Source organism: Nitrospira sp. (genome assembly GCA_016873435.1).
In the GTDB taxonomy this organism is placed as follows: domain Bacteria; phylum Nitrospirota; class Nitrospiria; order Nitrospirales; family Nitrospiraceae; genus VGXF01.
This window is the reverse complement of the sequence record VGXF01000005.1, coordinates 79,325-97,248: the sequence shown is the minus strand read 5'-3', so window position 1 is coordinate 97,248 and position 17,924 is coordinate 79,325. Positions and strand designations below refer to the sequence as shown.

14 protein-coding genes are annotated in these 17,924 nt (G+C 59.4%); 13 read left to right on the top strand and 1 reads right to left on the bottom strand.

Translation table 11 applies throughout. From position 1 onward, the window contains the following. The first annotated feature begins 12 nt into the window (after positions 1-12). The 13 genes from FJ248_04835 to FJ248_04775 all read left to right on the top strand — a co-directional run bounded on the left by FJ248_04835 (position 13) and on the right by FJ248_04775 (position 15,632). A complete protein-coding gene (locus FJ248_04835; GenBank protein ID MBM4120208.1) occupies positions 13-1,161 on the top strand; it encodes a 3-dehydroquinate synthase in 1,149 nt (382 codons plus the stop codon). Continuing rightward, positions 1,086-2,423, top strand: a complete 1,338-nt coding sequence (locus FJ248_04830) for a GAF domain-containing protein (GenBank protein MBM4120207.1) — start codon at positions 1,086-1,088, stop codon at positions 2,421-2,423. The genes FJ248_04835 and FJ248_04830 overlap by 76 nt, the downstream gene beginning before the upstream one ends. Before the next feature lie 161 nt (positions 2,424-2,584). Further along, a complete protein-coding gene (locus FJ248_04825) occupies positions 2,585-4,360 on the top strand; it encodes an NAD+ synthase (GenBank protein MBM4120206.1) in 1,776 nt (591 codons plus the stop codon). Positions 4,361-4,480: 120 nt separating this feature from the next. Then, complete coding sequence (locus tag FJ248_04820) at positions 4,481-5,698, top strand: ammonium transporter (GenBank protein ID MBM4120205.1); 1,218 nt, start codon at positions 4,481-4,483, stop codon at positions 5,696-5,698. Positions 5,699-5,722: 24 nt separating this feature from the next. Beyond that, positions 5,723-6,061, top strand: coding sequence for a P-II family nitrogen regulator (locus FJ248_04815; GenBank protein MBM4120204.1), 339 nt, complete (start codon positions 5,723-5,725; stop codon positions 6,059-6,061). A gap of 59 nt (positions 6,062-6,120) precedes the next feature. Continuing rightward, on the top strand, positions 6,121-8,727 hold the full coding sequence (glnD, locus tag FJ248_04810; GenBank protein MBM4120203.1) for a [protein-PII] uridylyltransferase: 2,607 nt from the start codon (positions 6,121-6,123) through the stop codon (positions 8,725-8,727). A gap of 48 nt (positions 8,728-8,775) precedes the next feature. Then, positions 8,776-10,185 carry a type I glutamate--ammonia ligase gene (gene glnA / locus FJ248_04805; GenBank protein ID MBM4120202.1) on the top strand — a complete coding sequence of 470 codons (1,410 nt, stop codon included), beginning with the start codon at positions 8,776-8,778 and terminating at the stop codon, positions 10,183-10,185. Positions 10,186-10,523: 338 nt separating this feature from the next. Further along, positions 10,524-10,973 carry a cyanase gene (gene cynS / locus FJ248_04800; GenBank protein ID MBM4120201.1) on the top strand — a complete coding sequence of 150 codons (450 nt, stop codon included), beginning with the start codon at positions 10,524-10,526 and terminating at the stop codon, positions 10,971-10,973. Positions 10,974-11,039: 66 nt separating this feature from the next. Continuing rightward, positions 11,040-11,849 carry a formate/nitrite transporter family protein gene (locus FJ248_04795; protein MBM4120200.1) on the top strand — a complete coding sequence of 270 codons (810 nt, stop codon included), beginning with the start codon at positions 11,040-11,042 and terminating at the stop codon, positions 11,847-11,849. A gap of 116 nt (positions 11,850-11,965) precedes the next feature. Then, the gene (locus FJ248_04790) at positions 11,966-13,192 is read left to right on the top strand and encodes an ammonium transporter (GenBank protein MBM4120199.1); all 1,227 of its coding nucleotides are present in this window, start codon (positions 11,966-11,968) and stop codon (positions 13,190-13,192) included. Positions 13,193-13,203: 11 nt separating this feature from the next. Further along, on the top strand, positions 13,204-14,808 hold the full coding sequence (locus tag FJ248_04785) for a ferredoxin--nitrite reductase (GenBank protein MBM4120198.1): 1,605 nt from the start codon (positions 13,204-13,206) through the stop codon (positions 14,806-14,808). Between the two features lie 60 nt (positions 14,809-14,868). Then, positions 14,869-15,324 (top strand): CBS domain-containing protein, encoded by a 456-nt coding sequence (locus FJ248_04780; protein MBM4120197.1) that lies wholly within the window; start codon positions 14,869-14,871, stop codon positions 15,322-15,324. An 11-nt stretch (positions 15,325-15,335) separates the two neighbouring features. After that, entirely contained in the window at positions 15,336-15,632 is a 297-nt protein-coding gene (locus FJ248_04775; protein MBM4120196.1) for a GYD domain-containing protein, read from the top strand. On the opposite strand, the gene FJ248_04770 is transcribed toward FJ248_04775, so the two are convergent. Continuing rightward, positions 15,629-17,914, bottom strand: coding sequence for a hypothetical protein (locus tag FJ248_04770; protein MBM4120195.1), 2,286 nt, complete (start codon positions 17,912-17,914; stop codon positions 15,629-15,631). The two genes, FJ248_04775 and FJ248_04770, sit on opposite strands and share 4 nt — an antisense overlap. Positions 17,915-17,924 lie beyond the last annotated feature (10 nt).

The window sequence follows — 17,924 nt, the reverse complement described above, 5'->3', positions numbered from 1 at the left end:
GGGAGAACCCCGGTGTCTTTAGGCGACGTACGCCGTGTAACCGTCTCGCTGGCCGACCGCAGCTATGACATTCTGATCAAGCCGGGCTCGCTTGGCGAGATCGGTGCGCACCTGGCCGCGCTCGGATTTTGCGGGAAAGTTGGAATCGTGACCAATCCGGTCATCGGACGGCTCTACTCAAAAACGATCCTGCATTCGCTCAAGTCCTCTGGGTTTGATCCCGTCACCATTGTGATCCCTGAGGGGGAGCGATCCAAGTCGCTATCGTCTGTCACCACCATCCTCGATGCGCTGATTAAGGCCCGCTTCGAGCGCCAATCACTCCTTGTGGCACTGGGAGGGGGTGTCATCGGAGACCTGACCGGGTTTGCCGCCTCGATCCATCTGCGTGGTATACCCTTCGTGCAGGTGCCGACGACCCTGGTGGCACAGGTGGATTCGAGCGTCGGCGGCAAAACCGGCGTGAACCATCCGCTTGGAAAAAATCTTATTGGGACGTTCTATCAGCCCCGGCTGGTGCTGATCGATCCGGAGACGCTCCGCACGCTGCCACCACGGGAATGGACGGCAGGACTGGCCGAAGTGATCAAATACGGCGTGATTGCCGATGAATCGTTTTGTGCTGAACTGGAACGCTCGATGGACCGGCTGGTCAAGCTGGACATGGAGCTGGCGAGCTGGGCGATTGTCCGGTCCTGCGAAATCAAGGCCGACGTGGTTGGGAAAGACGAGCGGGAATCCGGTCTGCGACGCGTGTTGAATTACGGCCATACGATCGGGCACGCGCTGGAGTCATTGGGCAGGTATCGCAAGTGGATTCACGGCGAGGCGATTGCGATGGGGCTGGTGCAGGAGGCCGATTTGTCTCGGCACCTCGGTCTTTGCTCGCCGGATGTCGTCGACCGTCAGCGTGAGCTGGTCCGTCGCGCCGGCCTGCCTGGTGCGATGCCGCCCTGCACGTTCACGAATTTCTGGAAGGCCATGCTGCACGATAAGAAAACGGTCCACGGGCAGGTCCACTGCGTATTTCCCGAACGGATTGGGCGGGTGGTCATTCGACCGCTTGAGCGTGAGGCCTGCGAGCAATGGTTTCGCAGTCTGCCGTCACGGAAGGCTTCCCCGTCGCTGCGGCAGGTGCGCGCGAGCAGGGGGCGCGCATAGCCATGGCCAAGGAAACCAAGTCGCGCCCGTCCGTACAACAGATGGAGCAGGCCCTGCGGGAAAAAACCCGCGAGGTGGACGTCCTGCACCATATCACCGACTCCATCAGCGGCACGCTGGATTTGGAGGCGGTGCTCAAGCACATCGTGGATATCGTCGTCGAGGTTACGAGGGCCGATGCCTGCCTGCTTTATTTATTGTCCGATAGTCGTGATGAGCTGAGCCTGCGGGCATCCAAGAATCCCCATCCCAAGTTGATCGGCCGCATCACGATCGGGATGGGCGAAGGCATTACCGGCTGGGTGGCGCGGGAGCGGATGCGCGTGGTCATCCCCAGTAACGCCAGCGACGATCCCCGATTCAAGTTCTTTCACGATCTTCCGGAGGACCGCTACCAGGCGTTCGTCTCTGTACCGATCCTGGCGAAAAACGAAGTCGTCGGCGTCATCAATGTCCAGCATAAACGTCCCCGCCGGTACCGTCCGGACAAACTGGCGCTTATATCTACGATCGCTGGCCAGGTCGGCGGAGCGATCGAAAATGCCCGGCTTTATGCTGAGACTATGCGGAAGGCTCACCAGATCGAGACGCTCTCGCAAGTGTCGGAGACGGTCACGTCCAATCGTCTGATTGATGACATTTTGCAGTTGATCGTCACGATGACTGCGCAGATGATGAATTCGAAAATTTGCTCGATCATGCTGTTGGATCAGCCAACGGGGGAACTCCGGATCGTGGCCACGCAGAGCCTGAGCGAGCAGTACCGATTGAAGCCGAATTTGAAGATCGGGCAGAGCATCAGCGGGCGGGCGGTGCAGGAGCGGCGCCCAATGATCGTGCAGGACGTCACGCACGACCGGGACTACATGTACCCTGACATGGCCAAAAAAGAAGGGCTCTGCGCACTGTTGTCGGTGCCCATGCTCGTTCGCGACAAGGCGGTCGGTGTGATCAACAGCTACACGTCTAAGCCGCATCAATTCTCGACCGAGGAGGTCAAGCTGATGCAGGCTATCGCCAATCAGGCGGCTATCGCGATCGAGCACACGACGCTGCTGGAAAAATCCTTCGAAATGCAGGAGGCTCTTGCAGTGCGCAAGCTGGTCGAGCAGGCAAAGGGGTCTTTGATGCGATCAAAGAAGCTGTCAGAGGAGGAGGCGTTTCGGCTTATTCAACGGCAGAGCATGGATATGCGCAAATCCATGCGGGAAATCGCTGAAGCCATTCTCCTGGCTGGGCAAATCGAGGAGCGCGCCAGATAATTGCGTTGACACTGTCGGAAGGCGGATGCTATACACGGCGCATCACTGAATGTATGGAGACAATGAAGTCTCCGAAAGTCAGGCCGCACAGTACGCTCGGCTTGAACCTGGACGCTGACGTCCTCCTTCCCTGGCGGGATTGAGGGCGTTTTTTTTTATCTATGCGACCATTTCGTCTTGCCATGGCCCAGATGAACCCGACGGTTGGTGACTTGGACGGGAACGTCCGAAAGATCACTGCCTGGCTGCGGGAAGCAAAGAAGGCTGGTGCCGACCTGGTGGCTTTTCCCGAATTGGCCATCACCGGCTATCCGCCGGAGGATCTCCTGTTGAAGCCCCGATTTCTGGCTGAGAACCGGCGGGCGTTACAAGAGATTGTCCGCCAGAGCCGCGGACTGGCTGTTGTCGTTGGATATGTCGGAGATGATGCGTTGTCGGATACGCAGACGGATCGCCCCACGGTGGTTGCGGCCGGCCGGCACGAGTTGTCCAATGCAGCGGTAGTGATTGCCGGCGGACGGATCGTGGCCACCTATGCCAAACGCTATCTGCCGAACTACGGCGTCTTCGATGAAAGCCGCTATTTCCATCCGGGCGGACGGATTCCCGTAGTGGTGCTGGGCGGCGTTACCTTCGGGGTGAACATTTGCGAGGACATCTGGTACCCGGAGGGACCGACGCGGACGCAGTCAATGGCTGGCGCAGAAGTGATTGTGAACATCAATGCTTCGCCGTTTCACGTGGGGAAGAGCCGCTTGCGCGAGCAGATGCTGGCCACCCGCGCACGGGAAAACGGTGTCATCGTGTCCTACACGAACATGGTCGGCGGGCAGGACGAACTCGTGTTCGATGGCAACAGCCTTGTGCTCGACCAGGCGGGCGAGGTGATTATTCTCGGGAAGGCATTCGAGGAAGATCTGCTGGTCACCGATCTCAATATTGTCGCGGCGGCACGGGCCAGGCTCGCGCATGGTCGGAAAAAACTGGCGGGGCGGTCGCGGGTGAGTGTCGAGCGTGTGGTGGTGTCGGGTGCGCTGCACGGTGTAAGGCGCGCGCGGCTGGTGCCGGTCAGTGCGGCTCCGTTGGATCCGCTGGAGGAAGTCTATCGCGCGCTGGTCCTGGGCGTTCAGGACTACGTGGGTAAGAACGGATTTAAGCAGGTCGTCATTGGTTTAAGTGGGGGCATCGATTCGGCCCTTACGGCAGCCGTAGCCGTGGATGCGCTGGGGGCACACAATGTTATGGGCCTCTTCATGCCCTCGCCCTACACGTCGCGGGAGAGTGGGGAGGATACCAAGGAACTGGGGCGGCGTCTGCACATTTCCGTTCAGACCATCCCAATCACGAAGACGTTCGAAACCTACAATCGGGAGTTGGCACCGGCCTTTGCTGGTCGCCCGCCTGATAGTACAGAGGAAAATCTTCAGGCCCGGATTCGCGGTAATCTTCTTATGGCCTTCTCCAACAAGTTCGGGCATTTGGTCCTAACGACCGGGAATAAAAGTGAGATGAGCGTCGGCTATGCTACGCTCTACGGCGACATGGCCGGCGGGTTCGCCGTCATCAAGGATGTACCGAAGACAATGGTCTATGAGCTGGCGCGGCTGCGCAACAAGCGGGGCCGCGAGCCGGTCATTCCCAAACGGATTTTCGATCGGGCTCCGACGGCTGAGCTGAAGCCGAATCAGACAGACGAGGATACGCTACCGCCCTACGCGATCCTCGATCCGATCCTCAAGGCTTACGTGGAGGAGGATCGGGCGCCGGACGAAATTGTCGAAATGGGATTCGACCGTGAGACGGTGGCGCGGGTCATCACGATGGTGGACCGGAGCGAATACAAACGCCGCCAGGCGCCGGTTGGTATCAAGATTACGCATCGGGCGTTTGGTAAGGATCGCCGGATGCCGATTACTAACCGGTACCGCAACATCTGACCGTCAGGAGGCAGCATAATGAACGTGATATGGACACGAGCGATGCATGCGACGTGGGTGGTAGTTCTGTTGTCCGGAAGTACGTCCGCCTGGGCGGAGAATGTGGTGGCAGCCCCTCGCATTGACAGCGGCGACACGGCCTGGATGCTAACGGCCTCGGCGCTGGTTGTGGCAATGGTCGTGCCAGGGCTGGCACTGTTCTACGGGGGTATGGTGCGGAGCAAAAACGTGCTGGGCACTATGATGCACAGCTTTTTGACTCTGTGCGTGGTGAGCCTGCTCTGGGTGCTGTGCGGGTACAGCCTTGTCTTCGCGCCGGACAAGGGGGGCGTCATCGGCGGGCTGGACTGGGCCTTTCTCAGCGGCGTCAGTACGGCGCCGCATGCTGCCTATGCGCCGACCGTGCCGCACCTGGCGTTCATGATCTTTCAATTATTCTTTGCGGCCTTCACGTCGGCGCTGATCGTCGGCGCCGTTGCGGAACGAATTCGGTTCAGCGCGCTGATCTGGTTTGTGATGGCTTGGTCACTGGTTGTGTATGCACCGCTTGCGCATTGGATGTGGGGCGGAGGATGGCTCAGCAAGCTCGGCGCGGTGGATTTTGCCGGCGGCACGGTCGTCCATCTGAGTTCGGGTGCCTCGGCGCTGGCCTGCGCGCTTGTCGTGGGCAAACGGCGCGGTTGGCGGACGGATTATATGGCACCGCACAATCTTCCTTTGGTGCTGGCTGGCACGGGGCTGCTCTGGTTCGGCTGGTTTGGATTCAACGGCGGCAGCGCGCGGGGCGCCAACAGCGTGGCGGCCGGGGCCGTGGTTGCTACACACATTGCTGCGGCAGCGTCAGCCCTTTCATGGATGGCCGTCGAATGGTCGCATCGGGGCAAGCCGACTGTGCTGGGGGTGGCTAGCGGAGCAGTTGCCGGGATGGCCTCTGTCACGGCTGGCGCAGGATTTCTTGGGCCGATGTCGGCAGCGCTGATCGGTGCCACTGCTGGACCGCTCGCCTATCTGGCCATTGTCTGGAAGGGCAAGTTTGGCTATGATGACACGTTGGATGTTGTGGGATTGCACGCTGTCGGAGGGGTAGTCGGCATGGTAGGTGTCGGTCTGTTCGCGTCGAGCGCCGTCAATCCGGCCGGTCCCAATGGGTTGTTTTTCGGCAATCCGGGACAGATCGGCACGCAGATGCTGGCTGCCGTCGTGGCAGCCGTCTTTGCTTTTGTCGGCACCTACATAATTCTGAAAGTGTTGGATGGCATGATCAAGCTCCGTGTGTCACCAGAGGAAGAGGCTACGGGATTGGATCTCAGCCAGCACAATGAGCGTGCGTACTCGTAAGCCTGATGGATCAGGGAGACTCATATGAAACTTGTTGAAGCCATCATCAAGCCATTCAAATTAGACGAAGTGAAGGACGCCCTACTCGAAATTGGCATCCAGGGTATGACTGTGACGGAGGTCAAGGGCTTTGGCCGACAGAAGGGTCACAAGGAGACCTATCGCGGCACAGAGTACACAATCGAGTTCGTACCCAAGATCAAGATCGAGGTCGCAATTCCAGACGCGCAGGTTCCAAAAGTGCTGGAGACGATCATGCGTGCGGCCAAGACCGGCAGCATCGGGGACGGAAAGATTTTCGTGCGGGATCTAAGTTCGGCCGTTCGCATCAGGACCGGGGAGTCCGGAGAAAGCTCTTTGTGAGTACTGCGCGATCTGCGACGGGCGATGTCCTGAACTCCGCACTCACTGAACGCCGGGAGATGATCGTCCAGCGTGTGCTAGCTGGGGCTTCCGGAGCCGAAGCCATGGAGGCGCTCACGGAGTTGATTGACGGGCTCATTATTGGGCGGTACCGAAATGGGCTTCGTCAATTGGGCGAGGCGGCCGAAATCACAGCGAGCCAATCCTGCTGCCTGGTCGCGCTCGGCGGTTATGGCCGGCGTGAGCTGGCGCCTCATTCGGATATTGATCTCATGGTGCTGTTTCAGTCGGAAGCCCAGGCGATGGTGCCTGAGCTGGTGAAAACCGTCCTGCATCCACTCTGGGACGCGGGATTTCAGGTTGGCCACAGCGTCCGGACAATTCAGGAATGCCTCGATCTAGCCGCAGAGGATTTAACGATTTGCACCTCCATGATGGAGGCGCGGTTCCTCGCTGGCAGCACGGAACTCTTTCAGCGATTTCATGACCGCTACGCTAAGCGGGTGGTCGGGAAAGACGCAGACCGTTTTATTGATCAAAAGTTAGACGAGCGGCGTCGCGAGTATGAGAAATTCGGCGAGACAATCTATCTCCTTGAGCCGAATGTGAAGAAGAGCAAGGGCGGTCTTCGTGATCTGCACGTTCTCCAGTGGATCGGTATGGCCCGCTACGGGGCGGGGACAATCCGTAAATTGGCGGACCACGGCTTTCTGTCACGTCAGGACTATCGAGCGCTGACTGAGGCTCGTGATTTTCTCTGGCGGGTGCGCGCGCTGATGCACGTGCATGCTGGGTCGGCTCAGGAGATCCTGACCTTCGAAGAGCAGGTGTGGCTCGCGCAGAAGTTCGGCTACCAGGACCGCCCGCATCTGCTGGCCGTTGAGCAGTTCATGCAGGTCTATTACCGCCATACCATGGGCTTGCACGAGCGGATGATGCGATTTGTCGCGCGGTGCCGGACGGTCTCGCTGTGGACCCGCCTGATGCGGCTGCTGCCAGCGCCGCGCCTGGAGAAGCATTTCGCCGTGCAGGGGACTGTACTGACTGTGCCGGTTGAGGAGCGGGCCCGCGTGCTCGGCAGCCCGGCCCTGCTGCTGCAGTTGTTCGATCTGGCGCGTGCGAGGGCGCTGAGCATCGATCCGGCATTACTCGAGGAGGTTCACCGGCACATCGAAACATTGCCGCTGAGCGTCTTCGATTCGCCGGAGGTCAGTGCGCGGTTTCTCAGTATTTTAACCGGTCCCCGGACGGCAGTGACGCTCGACGCCATGCATCGCGCACATCTGCTGGAACGGCTGATCCCGGCCTTCGCAACCGTGCGTGGCCTGATGCAGTTCAACCAGTACCACAAGTACACGGTGGACGAGCACAGCCTACTGGCTGTGGGCAAGGCGGAGTCCTTCGCGCAGGATCAGGGCGTCATTGGGCAGGTCTATCGTGCAATCACGCGTAAGGACCTTTTGCACCTGGCGGTTCTGCTGCACGATCTGGGTAAGGGGCGGGAAGAAGACCACAGTGAAGTGGGTAAGCGGCTTGCGGAAGAAGCGGCGGTTCGTCTCAGATTCAGCGAGCAGGACACGCGAACGCTAGTCTTTCTCGTGCACAAGCATCTGCTCATGGCGCACACGGCGCTCCGGCGCGATCCCTACGACGGCAAGGTACTTATGACCTTCGCTCGGGCAGTCGGCACTCCCGCCGTGCTCAAGAAATTCCTGGTGCTCACGGCCGCCGACATCGCGGCGGTCGGGCCCGGTGTCCTGACGAAGTGGAAGGAATCGCTGCTGGTTGAGCTCTATCTGCACACGCTGCCGGAAGTATCGGGTGGGCGAGATGCGGCCTGGGGCGCCGAACGGATGGCGCAGTTGGTGCGCGATGTGACTGCGGCGATGCCGGAGCATCCGGAGGCCACCTGGGTGCAGAGCCAGCTGGAGCAGTTTCCTCTGCGCCACTTGTATGGTACGTTGCCGGACCGCATTGCTGGGCACCTAACAGCTATTCAGCGGCTGACGTCGCGAGATGCGCGTGTAGAGGCGACGTTCAATGCGGAATTGGGTACCTGCGAATATGCGGTTATCACGCGTAACGATATATTGCCGGGCATTTTTTCGAAAATAGCCGGTGTGCTGGCGGCACGAGGGCTGCACATTCTTGACGCGCAGATCGTGACTCGTCATGACGATATTGTGGTGGACACGTTCCGGGTGACGGATCCAGACTACGCTGGCCGGCCACCAGCCGACCGGCTCGAAGAGATCGGCCGAGCCATCCGGAGCGTATTGCTAGGCGAGGAGTCGGTTGAGCGGATGATCGAACGCCATCACCGGCTAGATCATCAGCGCCGTTTGCCGGGTGAGCGGCAGACGACCGAAGTACAGATGGACAACGAGACGTCCGAGCGCGCCACGATCATCGATGTGTTTGCGGAAGACCGCCAGGGCCTGCTCTACATCATCACGCGGGCTATTTTCACGCTAGGGCTCTCCGTGCAGGCAGCCCGCATTTCGACGCGGCTGGACCAGGTGGCGGACGTATTTTATGTAACGGATTCGAAAGGGGGGAAGGTGACGGACCCGGCCTGGCTGGAGGCAATTCGCGCCACCATCAAGGGCGAGGTGGATCGGTTTGCAGCAGGACAAGTGGCGGTGCAAACAGGCGCAAGACCATAGCGCCATTATCAATTTTTAATCGGGCTGCTTGAAAAGGAGGAGGTAGGGATGACTCCGCGTGAGGTACTCGAGTACGCAAACAAAAACAAGGCACAGGTCGTCGACCTGAAATTCGTGGATTTGCCGGGCACCTGGCAGCATTTCACGATCCCGATCGAAGAACTCAACGAAGGTACCTTCAAGGATGGCTCCGGCCTGGACGGCTCGTCCATCCGCGGCTGGAAGGCGATCAATAACAGCGACATGCTGGTCGTGCCGGATCCGGCTACAGCGTGTATGGACCCCTTCACGGCTGTGCCGACGCTGAGCCTGGTCGGTAACGTGATGGATCCGATCACGCGCGAGATCTACGAGCGTGACCCGCGCTTCATCGCGCAGAAGGCGGAGAAATATCTTAAGAGGACGAAGATCGGCGACATCTCCTACTGGGGCCCGGAAGCCGAATTCTTCATCTTCGACCACGCCCGGTTCGACCAGACGAGCCACAGCGGCTACTACTTCCTGGATTCCGAGGAGGGGATCTGGAACGCGGGCCAAGAGGGCGTCAACCTCGGCAACAAAATTCGGCACAAGGAGGGCTACTTCCCGGTGCCGCCGACGGACACGCAGCAGGACATCCGTAGCGAAATGGTACTGGAGATGCAGAAGGCGGGTATTGCTGTCGAGAAGCATCACCACGAGGTGGCGACGGCAGGGCAGGCCGAAATCGACCTTCGGTTCGATTCGCTGGTCGTCATGGCTGACAAGATGATGATGTATAAGTACATCGTTAAGAACGTGGCCCGGCGTCATCACAAGACCGTGACCTTCATGCCGAAGCCGTTGTTTGGTGACAACGGGTCCGGCATGCATACGCATCAGAGTATCTGGAAGGAGGGCAAGCCGCTGTTTGCCGGGAAAGAATATGCCGGCATGTCGCAGATGTGTCTCTATTACATCGGCGGTATTCTAAAGCACGCACCGGCACTGGCGGCGATCACCAATCCGACGGTCAACTCGTACAAGCGGCTGACCCCGGGCTTCGAGGCGCCGGTGATGCTGGCCTACTCGAGCCGCAACCGCTCGGCCGGCATCCGCATCCCGATGTATTCGCCGAGCCCTAAGGCGAAGCGAATCGAGGTGCGTTTCCCGGATCCGTCCACGAACCCGTACCTGGCCTTCGCGGCCATGCTGATGGCCGGACTGGACGGCATCCAGAATAAGATCGATCCGGGAGAGCCGATGGAGAAGGACCTCTACGATCTGGAGGCTCGCGAAGCGGCCCGGGTGCCGACCATGCCGGGGAGCCTCGACGACGCGCTCAAGAACCTCGAGAAGGACCATCAGTTCCTTCTCAAGGGGGGTGTGTTCACGGAGGATCTGATCGAGGCCTGGATCGGTTACAAGCGGTCGAAGGAAGTGGATGCGATCCGGTTACGGCCGCATCCGTACGAGTTCTTCCTGTACTACGACGTCTAGACCGGTTGGGATTTTTTTCGGATGGGTTGACGGTGAGCGAGAGGCATGCTATAGTTCACCTGGTTACGTGTTAAGGCAAAGGCGCCTAACACGCAACTTCAAGACGAAACGGACAAAGGCGTCCGTCATTCTGAAAAGAGTGGCGGACGCCATTTTATTTGTATAACGAGACGGTGCCGTCTCGGGCCGGGTGGTGCGTGCGCACTCGGCAAGTAGGACAAAGACGTCCTCATTCCCGTGTGGGAGTGGGGACGTTTTTTTTGCGCACACAGCAGAGCGAGTCAACGTCAGCAAGGGCAGTCAACCGTGCCGGCAGGCACATCAACCAGGAGGGCGGGATGAACGAGAACGGAAAGAAAGCCGCAAGCGACATCATCAAGGCGAAGCGATTAGAGAAAAAAGTCACGATCGCCGAGCTGGCCAAGGCGGTAGGCCGCAATCCGACCTTTGTCGCGGCGGCCCTGTCCGGCAACCACAAACTGCCGCCGCAGGAAGCACAGAAAATCGGCACCCTGCTCGATCTCGACAGGGACACGACGGCGTCGTTGAGCAAATTTCCGGTGCGGACGGATTTCCCCATCACCACGGATCCATTCAAGTACCGGTTGTTAGAAATTATCGGCGTTTACGGCGATCCAATGCGCGAGATGGCCAACGAGATGTTTGGCGACGGCATTATGAGCGCCATTGATTTTACACTCGACATGGAAAAGGTGACGGGCAGCCAGGGTGAGGCCCGCTGCAAGATCACACTCAACGGCAAGTGGCTTGAATACAAGACGTTCTGACGACCGACATCCAGGATGCCACCGGCGTGGCCGGTGGCATCCCGCACTTAATCAGAAGGAGGCGTTATGGATTGCGTGAAGCCGACTGAAATTGCGGGTCAGATTCTGGCCGTTGGAACGGCTAAGGTTAATTTACCGGCGAAGCAACTGGTCGTCCGGGGCATGCTGGCCGGGGCCTACCTGGCGGTGGCGACGAGCATGTCCGTCACGGCGGCCGTGCAGACGGGGCAGTGGATCGTAGGTGCGCTGATTTTCCCGTTCGGATTGTGTCTCGTTGTGCTGCTAGGCACCGAGTTGATCACTGGAAGTTTCGCGCTGCTACCTGTCGCCGCCATGGAGGGCAAGGAGGGCGCAAAGATCAGTCGGGTTTTTCAGAACTGGGGGTGGGTCTTCCTCGGTAACCTGATGGGCAGCGTACTCTATGCCGTGCTGCTGGCGATCGCACTAACGACAAGTTGGTCCGGCGACGTGTCGCCGATCGGCAAGAAGCTGGTCGCAATGGCGGAGCAGAAAACAACGGGGTATTCGGCCTTCCAGGCAGCCGGCATGATCGCGGTCTTTACCAAGGCCATTCTCTGCAACTGGCTGGTGAGCCTTGCGGTCGTGATGGCCTTTGCCACGACCTCGCTGGCCGGAAAAATCATCGCTATGTGGGGGCCGGTGGTCCTATTTTTTTCGCAGGGTTTTGAACACACGGTCGTGAACATGTTTGTCATTCCAGTGGGGATGATGATGGGTGCCAATGTGACTGTGTCGGACTGGTGGCTGTGGAATCAAATTCCGGTGACGCTGGGCAATCTACTCGGCGGTATGATTTTTACCGGACTAGCCATCTATGTGAGTCACAGACCTGCGCCGAGTCACGCGAAGGCCTGAGCGGGGGGCAAGTCGAGGAGGAAACGATGCGGCGGAACTGGATAGCCCCAGGAGGGGCGGGAGCGGTGGCCGTCATTACCATGGCCGGTGATGCACTGGCCCAAGGTGCAGAATCAATGCCCAAGGTTGATGCTGCCGACACCGCCTGGGTGCTGATTGCTTCGGCGCTGGTGCTGACGATGATCGTGCCTGGACTCGCGCTGTTCTACGGCGGTCTCGTTCGCCGGAAGAACGTGTTGGGCACGATCATGCACAGTGTTGCCATCCTGTGTCTGATCAGCGTGCTTTGGATTCTATTTGGCTATAGTCTGGCGTTCGGACCCGACAAATGGGGTGTGATCGGCGGACTGGAATGGGCGGGCCTGCGCGACGTCGGCTTCTCGCCGCATTCGTCCTACGGGCCGACGATTCCACATCAGGTGTTCATGATTTTCCAAATGATGTTCGCGGCCATCACGCCGGCGCTCATCACCGGGGCTTTTGCCGAACGGATAAAATTTGGCTCCATGATGCTTTTTTCAGGGCTCTGGTTCGTCTTGGTGTATTGCCCGGTGGCGCACTGGATGTGGGGTGGCGGCTGGCTTGGTCAGTGGGGCGCGCTGGACTTTGCCGGTGGCGTAGTCGTGCATCTGACGTCGGGAACAGCCGCCCTGGTCTGTGCCTACGTGCTGGGCCAGCGGCATGGCTACGGCGTGGACTACATGGCGCCACACAATCTACCAATGGTCATGTTGGCAACTGGGCTCGTCTGGTTCGGCTGGTTCGGGTTCAACGCGGGGAGCGCCCTGGGAGTCAACCAAATTGCCGTCGTGGCTTTTCTTGCGACGCATACGGCCGCGGTCACGGCCGGGCTGGCCTGGATGACGGTTGAATGGGTGCATCGCGGCACGCCGACTGTATTGGGGCTGGCCAGCGGCGTCATTGCCGGGCTTGCGATGGTTACGCCGAGCGCTGGCTACGTGGGGCCGTTTGCCGCCATGGCGATCGGGCTGATGGCGGGTGGGCTGTCCTACATCGCAATCATTAAAAAGGGGCGGTGGGGCTATGATGACTCGCTGGACGTCGTCGGCATTCACGGTGTGGGCGGTGTCTTTGGCGTACTGGCGACCGGGTTGTTCGCATCCAAAGCGGTCAATCCAGGGGGGGCAGATGGGCTGCTGGCCGGTAACACACACTTTTTGATAGTACAGGCGGTAGCGGTCATTGTAGTGGTCCTGTTCTCTGGAGCCATGACCTGGGTGCTGCTGAAATTGATTGATCGGTTCGTGGGGCTTCGGGTTGCACCCGAGCAGGAATCCATGGGCTTGGATCTGAGTCAGCATAACGAACGGGCCTATTCGTAACAGGCAACGCCGTGAACAAGATTGAAGCGCTCAAAACCGAATGTGATGGACTGGATGTGAAAGCGTCCATCGCGGGGTACGCTACGACAGGCTGGGAGTCCATCTCGGAAGAGGACATTCAGCGGCTAAAGTGGTACGGCCTATTCCTGCGCAATCTGACGCCCGGCTATTTCATGATCCGCGTGCGGATTTCTGGAGGGAAGACCGGTTCGTATCAATTGCGCGCGCTGGCCGGCATTGCACAAGAATATGGCAATGGCATTCTCGATCTGACGACGCGTCAGCAGATACAGCTTCGTCAGATTCGCATTGAGCATGTGCCGGCTATCTTTGCGAAGCTCGAAGAAGTCGGGCTGACCTCGCTGCAAACCGGCATGGACAATGTCCGGAACGTCATGACCTGTCCGGTAGCCGGCTTGACACCGGATGAGATGCTCGACGCCACCTCCGTTGTGCAGGCGATCACGCAGGAGATTCTGGAGAACCGCGAGTACACGAATCTTCCTCGCAAGGTGAACATAGCGGTGACCGGTTGCTTAGACAACTGTCTCCATATGGAGACGCAGGATCTGGCGCTCGTGCCGGCTTATCAGGGAGAAGGCGAGGCGAAAATCACTGGTTTTAACGTGCTGGCCGGTGGCAAGCTCGGATCGGGCGGCTATCGGATTGCCAGCCCGCTGGATATTTTTGTCCTGCCATCAGAATCGCTCGAGGTCTGTCGAGCGATCATGCTGCTCTATCGTGATCACGGTCCGCGCGAGACACGCACGGCAGCACGGCTGGCATTTTTGCTGGATGACTGGGGCGTTGCGCGTTTTCGTAGCGAGGTGGAGGCAAAGGTCGGGCATCCGTTGGCTCGGGCAGGAACCGACGCGAGAAAGACAGGTGAAAAGGATCACGTCGGCATCTATCGGCAAAAGCAGCCGCGGATGAACTATGTGGGGCTCAAGGTGGTGGTCGGGCGCATCACGGCCAAGGACCTGGTGGCGGTCGCGGCACTGGCCGAAAAATATGGTACGGGCGATGTCCGTCTCTCGCCGGCACAGGCGATCATCATTCCCAATGTGGTGGACCGGCTGGTGAGCGACCTGACTGAGGAGCCGCTGGTTAAGCGGCTAACTTACAACCCAGCGCCGATCCATAAAGGCCTTGTCAGTTGTGTTGGGAACGATTACTGCAACCTGGCCGTGATCGAAACCAAGAGTCGGGCAGTCGAAACCGCCAAGGCGCTGGAGGTGAAGCTGGGTAGCGGAATCAAGCCCATCACCATGCACTGGTCCGGTTGTCCGGCCGGCTGCGGCAACCATCTAGTGGCCGACATTGGGCTGCTTGGGAAGAAAACTAAGATTGACGGCAAGGTGGTGGATGCGGTGGACGTCTTCGTCGGTGGCCGGTCTGGAATTGATCCTAAGCTCGCTATGAAAATCATGGAAGATGTCCCCTGTGACAAGCTGCCGTCTGTACTGGAGGGACTGGTGCCGTACCACACGCGCGAGAAGATGCACCGCGTGCGGGGCGCCGAGACAAGAAAAACCGCGCTGGCCGTCAAGCCCGAATCAACTGCGGGGTCGTCGCTGGCTGGGTTTATCGCGCCGAGTGTGTTGAAGCCGGCCTGACCCCCCCCTTGTTTCTCGGACAGACAGTGCTGTAGGCTCCCCCTGTTTTTTGGAGGGTTCATGGCCGCACGGCGGATAACGCAGTCTGCATCGAAATCAAAGCCGAAGCCGACGATGCGTACGCTGTCTAAGCTCCTCGTATCCGACTACGTGTCGTATGACGTGCGGAGCATCCAGCAAGATGCTCCGTTGAGGGAAGCCGGACGGCTCCTCGTCAAGTGGAAGGTGGGCTCGCTGCTTGTCGACGATGGCCGGCGTTATGTCGGGATCATCACCGACACGGATCTAAGCCGGCGTGGCGTGGCCCGCGGTATGGATCCCAATGTGACCATCGTGAAGCAGTGCATGAGCCGGCCGGTGTTGACGATCGAAGACGATGAATTGCTGGCAACCGCGATTGCCCTGATGAAGCAGAAGGGCATTCGTCACATGGCGGTGACGGAGGATCAGACGATCGTGGGGGTGTTGTCTGTTTCGGATCTGCTCAGGGCCTACGCTGACGTGGCCGGGCAGTAAAGGGGGATCGAATGCCGACATTCGTGTGTCTTTTCAACTGGACTGATCAGGGCATCCGCAACGTGCGGGATACAACCAAGCGGGCCGAGCGGTTTAAGGCTGCCATCAAGAAGGCCGGTGGGACGACCAAGGGCATTTACTGGACGTTGGGCCGCTACGACGGGCTGTTTGTGTTTGAAGTGCCGGACGAGGAAACCGCCACCGCTATCATGTTGAGCGGGGGAATGCTGGGAAGCGTCCGGACAGAAACCCTGCGCGCTTTCGAAGCATCCGAGATGGACAAGGTTCTCGCCAAGATGAAGGCCTAGTCGGCTTCGGATTTAAAACGGGCAGAAAAAATTCTCCTCGCTTCGCCCATGTGGCGGGTGATGTCTGCGGAAAGCTTCGCGGCGCCCGCCTTCCAGTCTGCTTCCTCGTAACCCATCCTCCGCGCCAGAAAAATAAACTCGTCCGAGCCAGTATCGGGGAGGACGAGATCCTTAGCGTGTCCGCGCACGATGCGGAGGGCGTCAATCACGCTCCGCAGAAACAGGTAGGCCTCACGTAGCGCCTGCGTATCGCGAGCGGGTAGCAACTTGGTGCGTTGGGCTGCGGTCAGGGCTTCCAGGGTATTGGGCGTACGTAGGGTCTTCACAGCGTGCCCGTGCATCACTTGTAGATACTGCGCGGCGTATTCAATATCCACGATACCACCGGCGCTGTATTTCACGTTCACTACCCCCTGTTCCGTCAATTCCTTGATCTGCTGCCGGCGCAGGGCTAGCGCAGTTTGTAGATCCCATGGCCGCCCACTGTAGACAAAGGTATCGCGGTGGGCTTCGATCTGCCTGCCCAAGGTTTGGTCTCCGCACACAAAACGTAATTTGATGAGCGCCTGCCGTTCGAACGGAGCGCCCAGTCCGGTTGGACTGTAGTATTTTTTAATCTCCTCCAGCGTGTTGGCCAGCAGGCCCTTGCCGCCGTGCGGGCGAAGCCGCACGTCCAGACGAAAGATGCCTTCCTGCCGTGCTTCGATCCACTGCAACAGCATCTGAGCCAGCCGTTCGTAGTACTCGCTGTGATCAAGCGGATGCTGCCCAGCCGTTCGTCCCGGCCCTCCGAAGACGAACAACACTTCGATGTCGGAGGCATAGCCCAGCTCGCGCCCGCCAAATTTCCCCATGCCGAAGATGGCAAAGGGGCAGGGCGTGCGCGCGGTGAGCTGCGGGGTGCCAAATTCACGCGACAGGCGTGCGGTGCAATCCGCCACGGCACGTTCGAGAACGGTTTCAGCCAAATCGGTCAAGGCCAGCGAGAAATCCTGGAGGGTGGTGGTGCGGTCCAGCAGATGTTTCATGTCAATGCGGAATAGCTCACGGTCCTTGAAGGCGTTGAGCGCCGTCCTACGCTGGTCGTCGGTGCGAGTGCGGGCCAGCTCCTTTTCCAGTGCGTGCGCGAGCTGCGCGCGCGCGCGGATGAGAGGGAGTCGTTGGTAGTCACCCAGGATCGGCAAAAGATTGGCGTGCTGCCGGCGTACGAAATCCTGCCAGAGATAGTCACTTGTGCCGAGCAGTCTAGCCAGCAGCGGCAGCGCCGTCTTTTTTGAGAGAAAAGCGAGCGTCTTTTTTCCTTTTGCATCTTGAAACAACTGGTCCAGAAACTGATCAAAGGATTCCAGTGCTCGGGTGGGGTCGGGGGCCCAGATCAGATGCTGGGTAAATTGCTTGGCCAGAGTCGCCGTGAGCTGCAATTCCTGCTGCTCGGTCTTGCTCTCGACCTTCTGACCGTGTCGCCCACGGACAAAGAAGCGGTCGTGCAGCTCGTCGCCGATATGCTCGAAGTGGGCCTGATGGATGTCCAGTCCGCGCATGGATAGTGCCAGGGCAAAAGCGTAGAGGAAGGCCGGCGTATCGGTTGAACGGATGTCCATGGCTGTGCTGGATGGGGAGACCTTGTTGTCGAAACGAATGTGCACGGGAGCCAGCAGGCCCTGAAAGGCGCCGCGCGTCTTGCCGAGCGTCTCGACCAGGCGGTGGTTGACGAAGCGGCGGGTCTCCGTGAAGCGCCGCGCGTCCAGCAGGCGCAGGACTTGCGTGAGTTCGTCCTGCAGCTGTTGCTGTTCCGGGAAACCGAAGGTCGTGCCGGGAAGCGGCCGGACGCGAAACACGTCCACGATCTTTTTACGTGAGAGGCCTGGTCTGGTCTGCGGGCGTTTCCAGGGTCCGGTCGGACGTGGCTGAGCAGGTCCGGTGGCTTCAGCGAAGGTGTAAAGTGCACCCTCCCGAATGTCGAGCCGGTGGCTGGAGAGGAGTCCGGCCATGGCGGCAAACTCGGAGAAATAGTCATAGGCGACGATGACCAGTGACAGATCGCTGCCTTGTGCGGTGACGGAAATTTCGCAGGGATGATCGAGTGTCAGCCGCGAGAGTAGCCGCAGGTGTTCGGCGATGTCAGCCGGCGTAACGCAAGTAAAATATGTATCGTCCATGCGTGACAGTAGGTCGCGCGTAATGTCCTGAGGAACATCGGGGGCGAGCACAGCAAGCTTGGTGAGGAGGACATCCTGGGATGACGACCGGACTTCCATGATCTCAGTATAGCGAAAGTCCACGTGATTGTAC

Bases quoted from the DNA above. Each gene is read 5' to 3' on its own strand.
- FJ248_04775 (MBM4120196.1), top strand. From the start codon at position 15,336: ATGCCGACATTCGTGTGTCTTTTCAACTGGACTGATCAGGGCATCCGC.
- cynS (MBM4120201.1), top strand. From the start codon at position 10,524: ATGAACGAGAACGGAAAGAAAGCCGCAAGCGACATCATCAAGGCGAAG.
- FJ248_04780 (MBM4120197.1), top strand. From the start codon at position 14,869: ATGGCCGCACGGCGGATAACGCAGTCTGCATCGAAATCAAAGCCGAAG.
- FJ248_04815 (MBM4120204.1), top strand. From the start codon at position 5,723: ATGAAACTTGTTGAAGCCATCATCAAGCCATTCAAATTAGACGAAGTG.
- FJ248_04825 (MBM4120206.1), top strand. From the start codon at position 2,585: ATGCGACCATTTCGTCTTGCCATGGCCCAGATGAACCCGACGGTTGGT.
- FJ248_04795 (MBM4120200.1), top strand. From the start codon at position 11,040: ATGGATTGCGTGAAGCCGACTGAAATTGCGGGTCAGATTCTGGCCGTT.
- FJ248_04790 (MBM4120199.1), top strand. From the start codon at position 11,966: ATGCCCAAGGTTGATGCTGCCGACACCGCCTGGGTGCTGATTGCTTCG.
- glnA (MBM4120202.1), top strand. From the start codon at position 8,776: ATGACTCCGCGTGAGGTACTCGAGTACGCAAACAAAAACAAGGCACAG.
- FJ248_04830 (MBM4120207.1), top strand. From the start codon at position 1,086: ATGGTTTCGCAGTCTGCCGTCACGGAAGGCTTCCCCGTCGCTGCGGCA.
- glnD (MBM4120203.1), top strand. From the start codon at position 6,121: ATGATCGTCCAGCGTGTGCTAGCTGGGGCTTCCGGAGCCGAAGCCATG.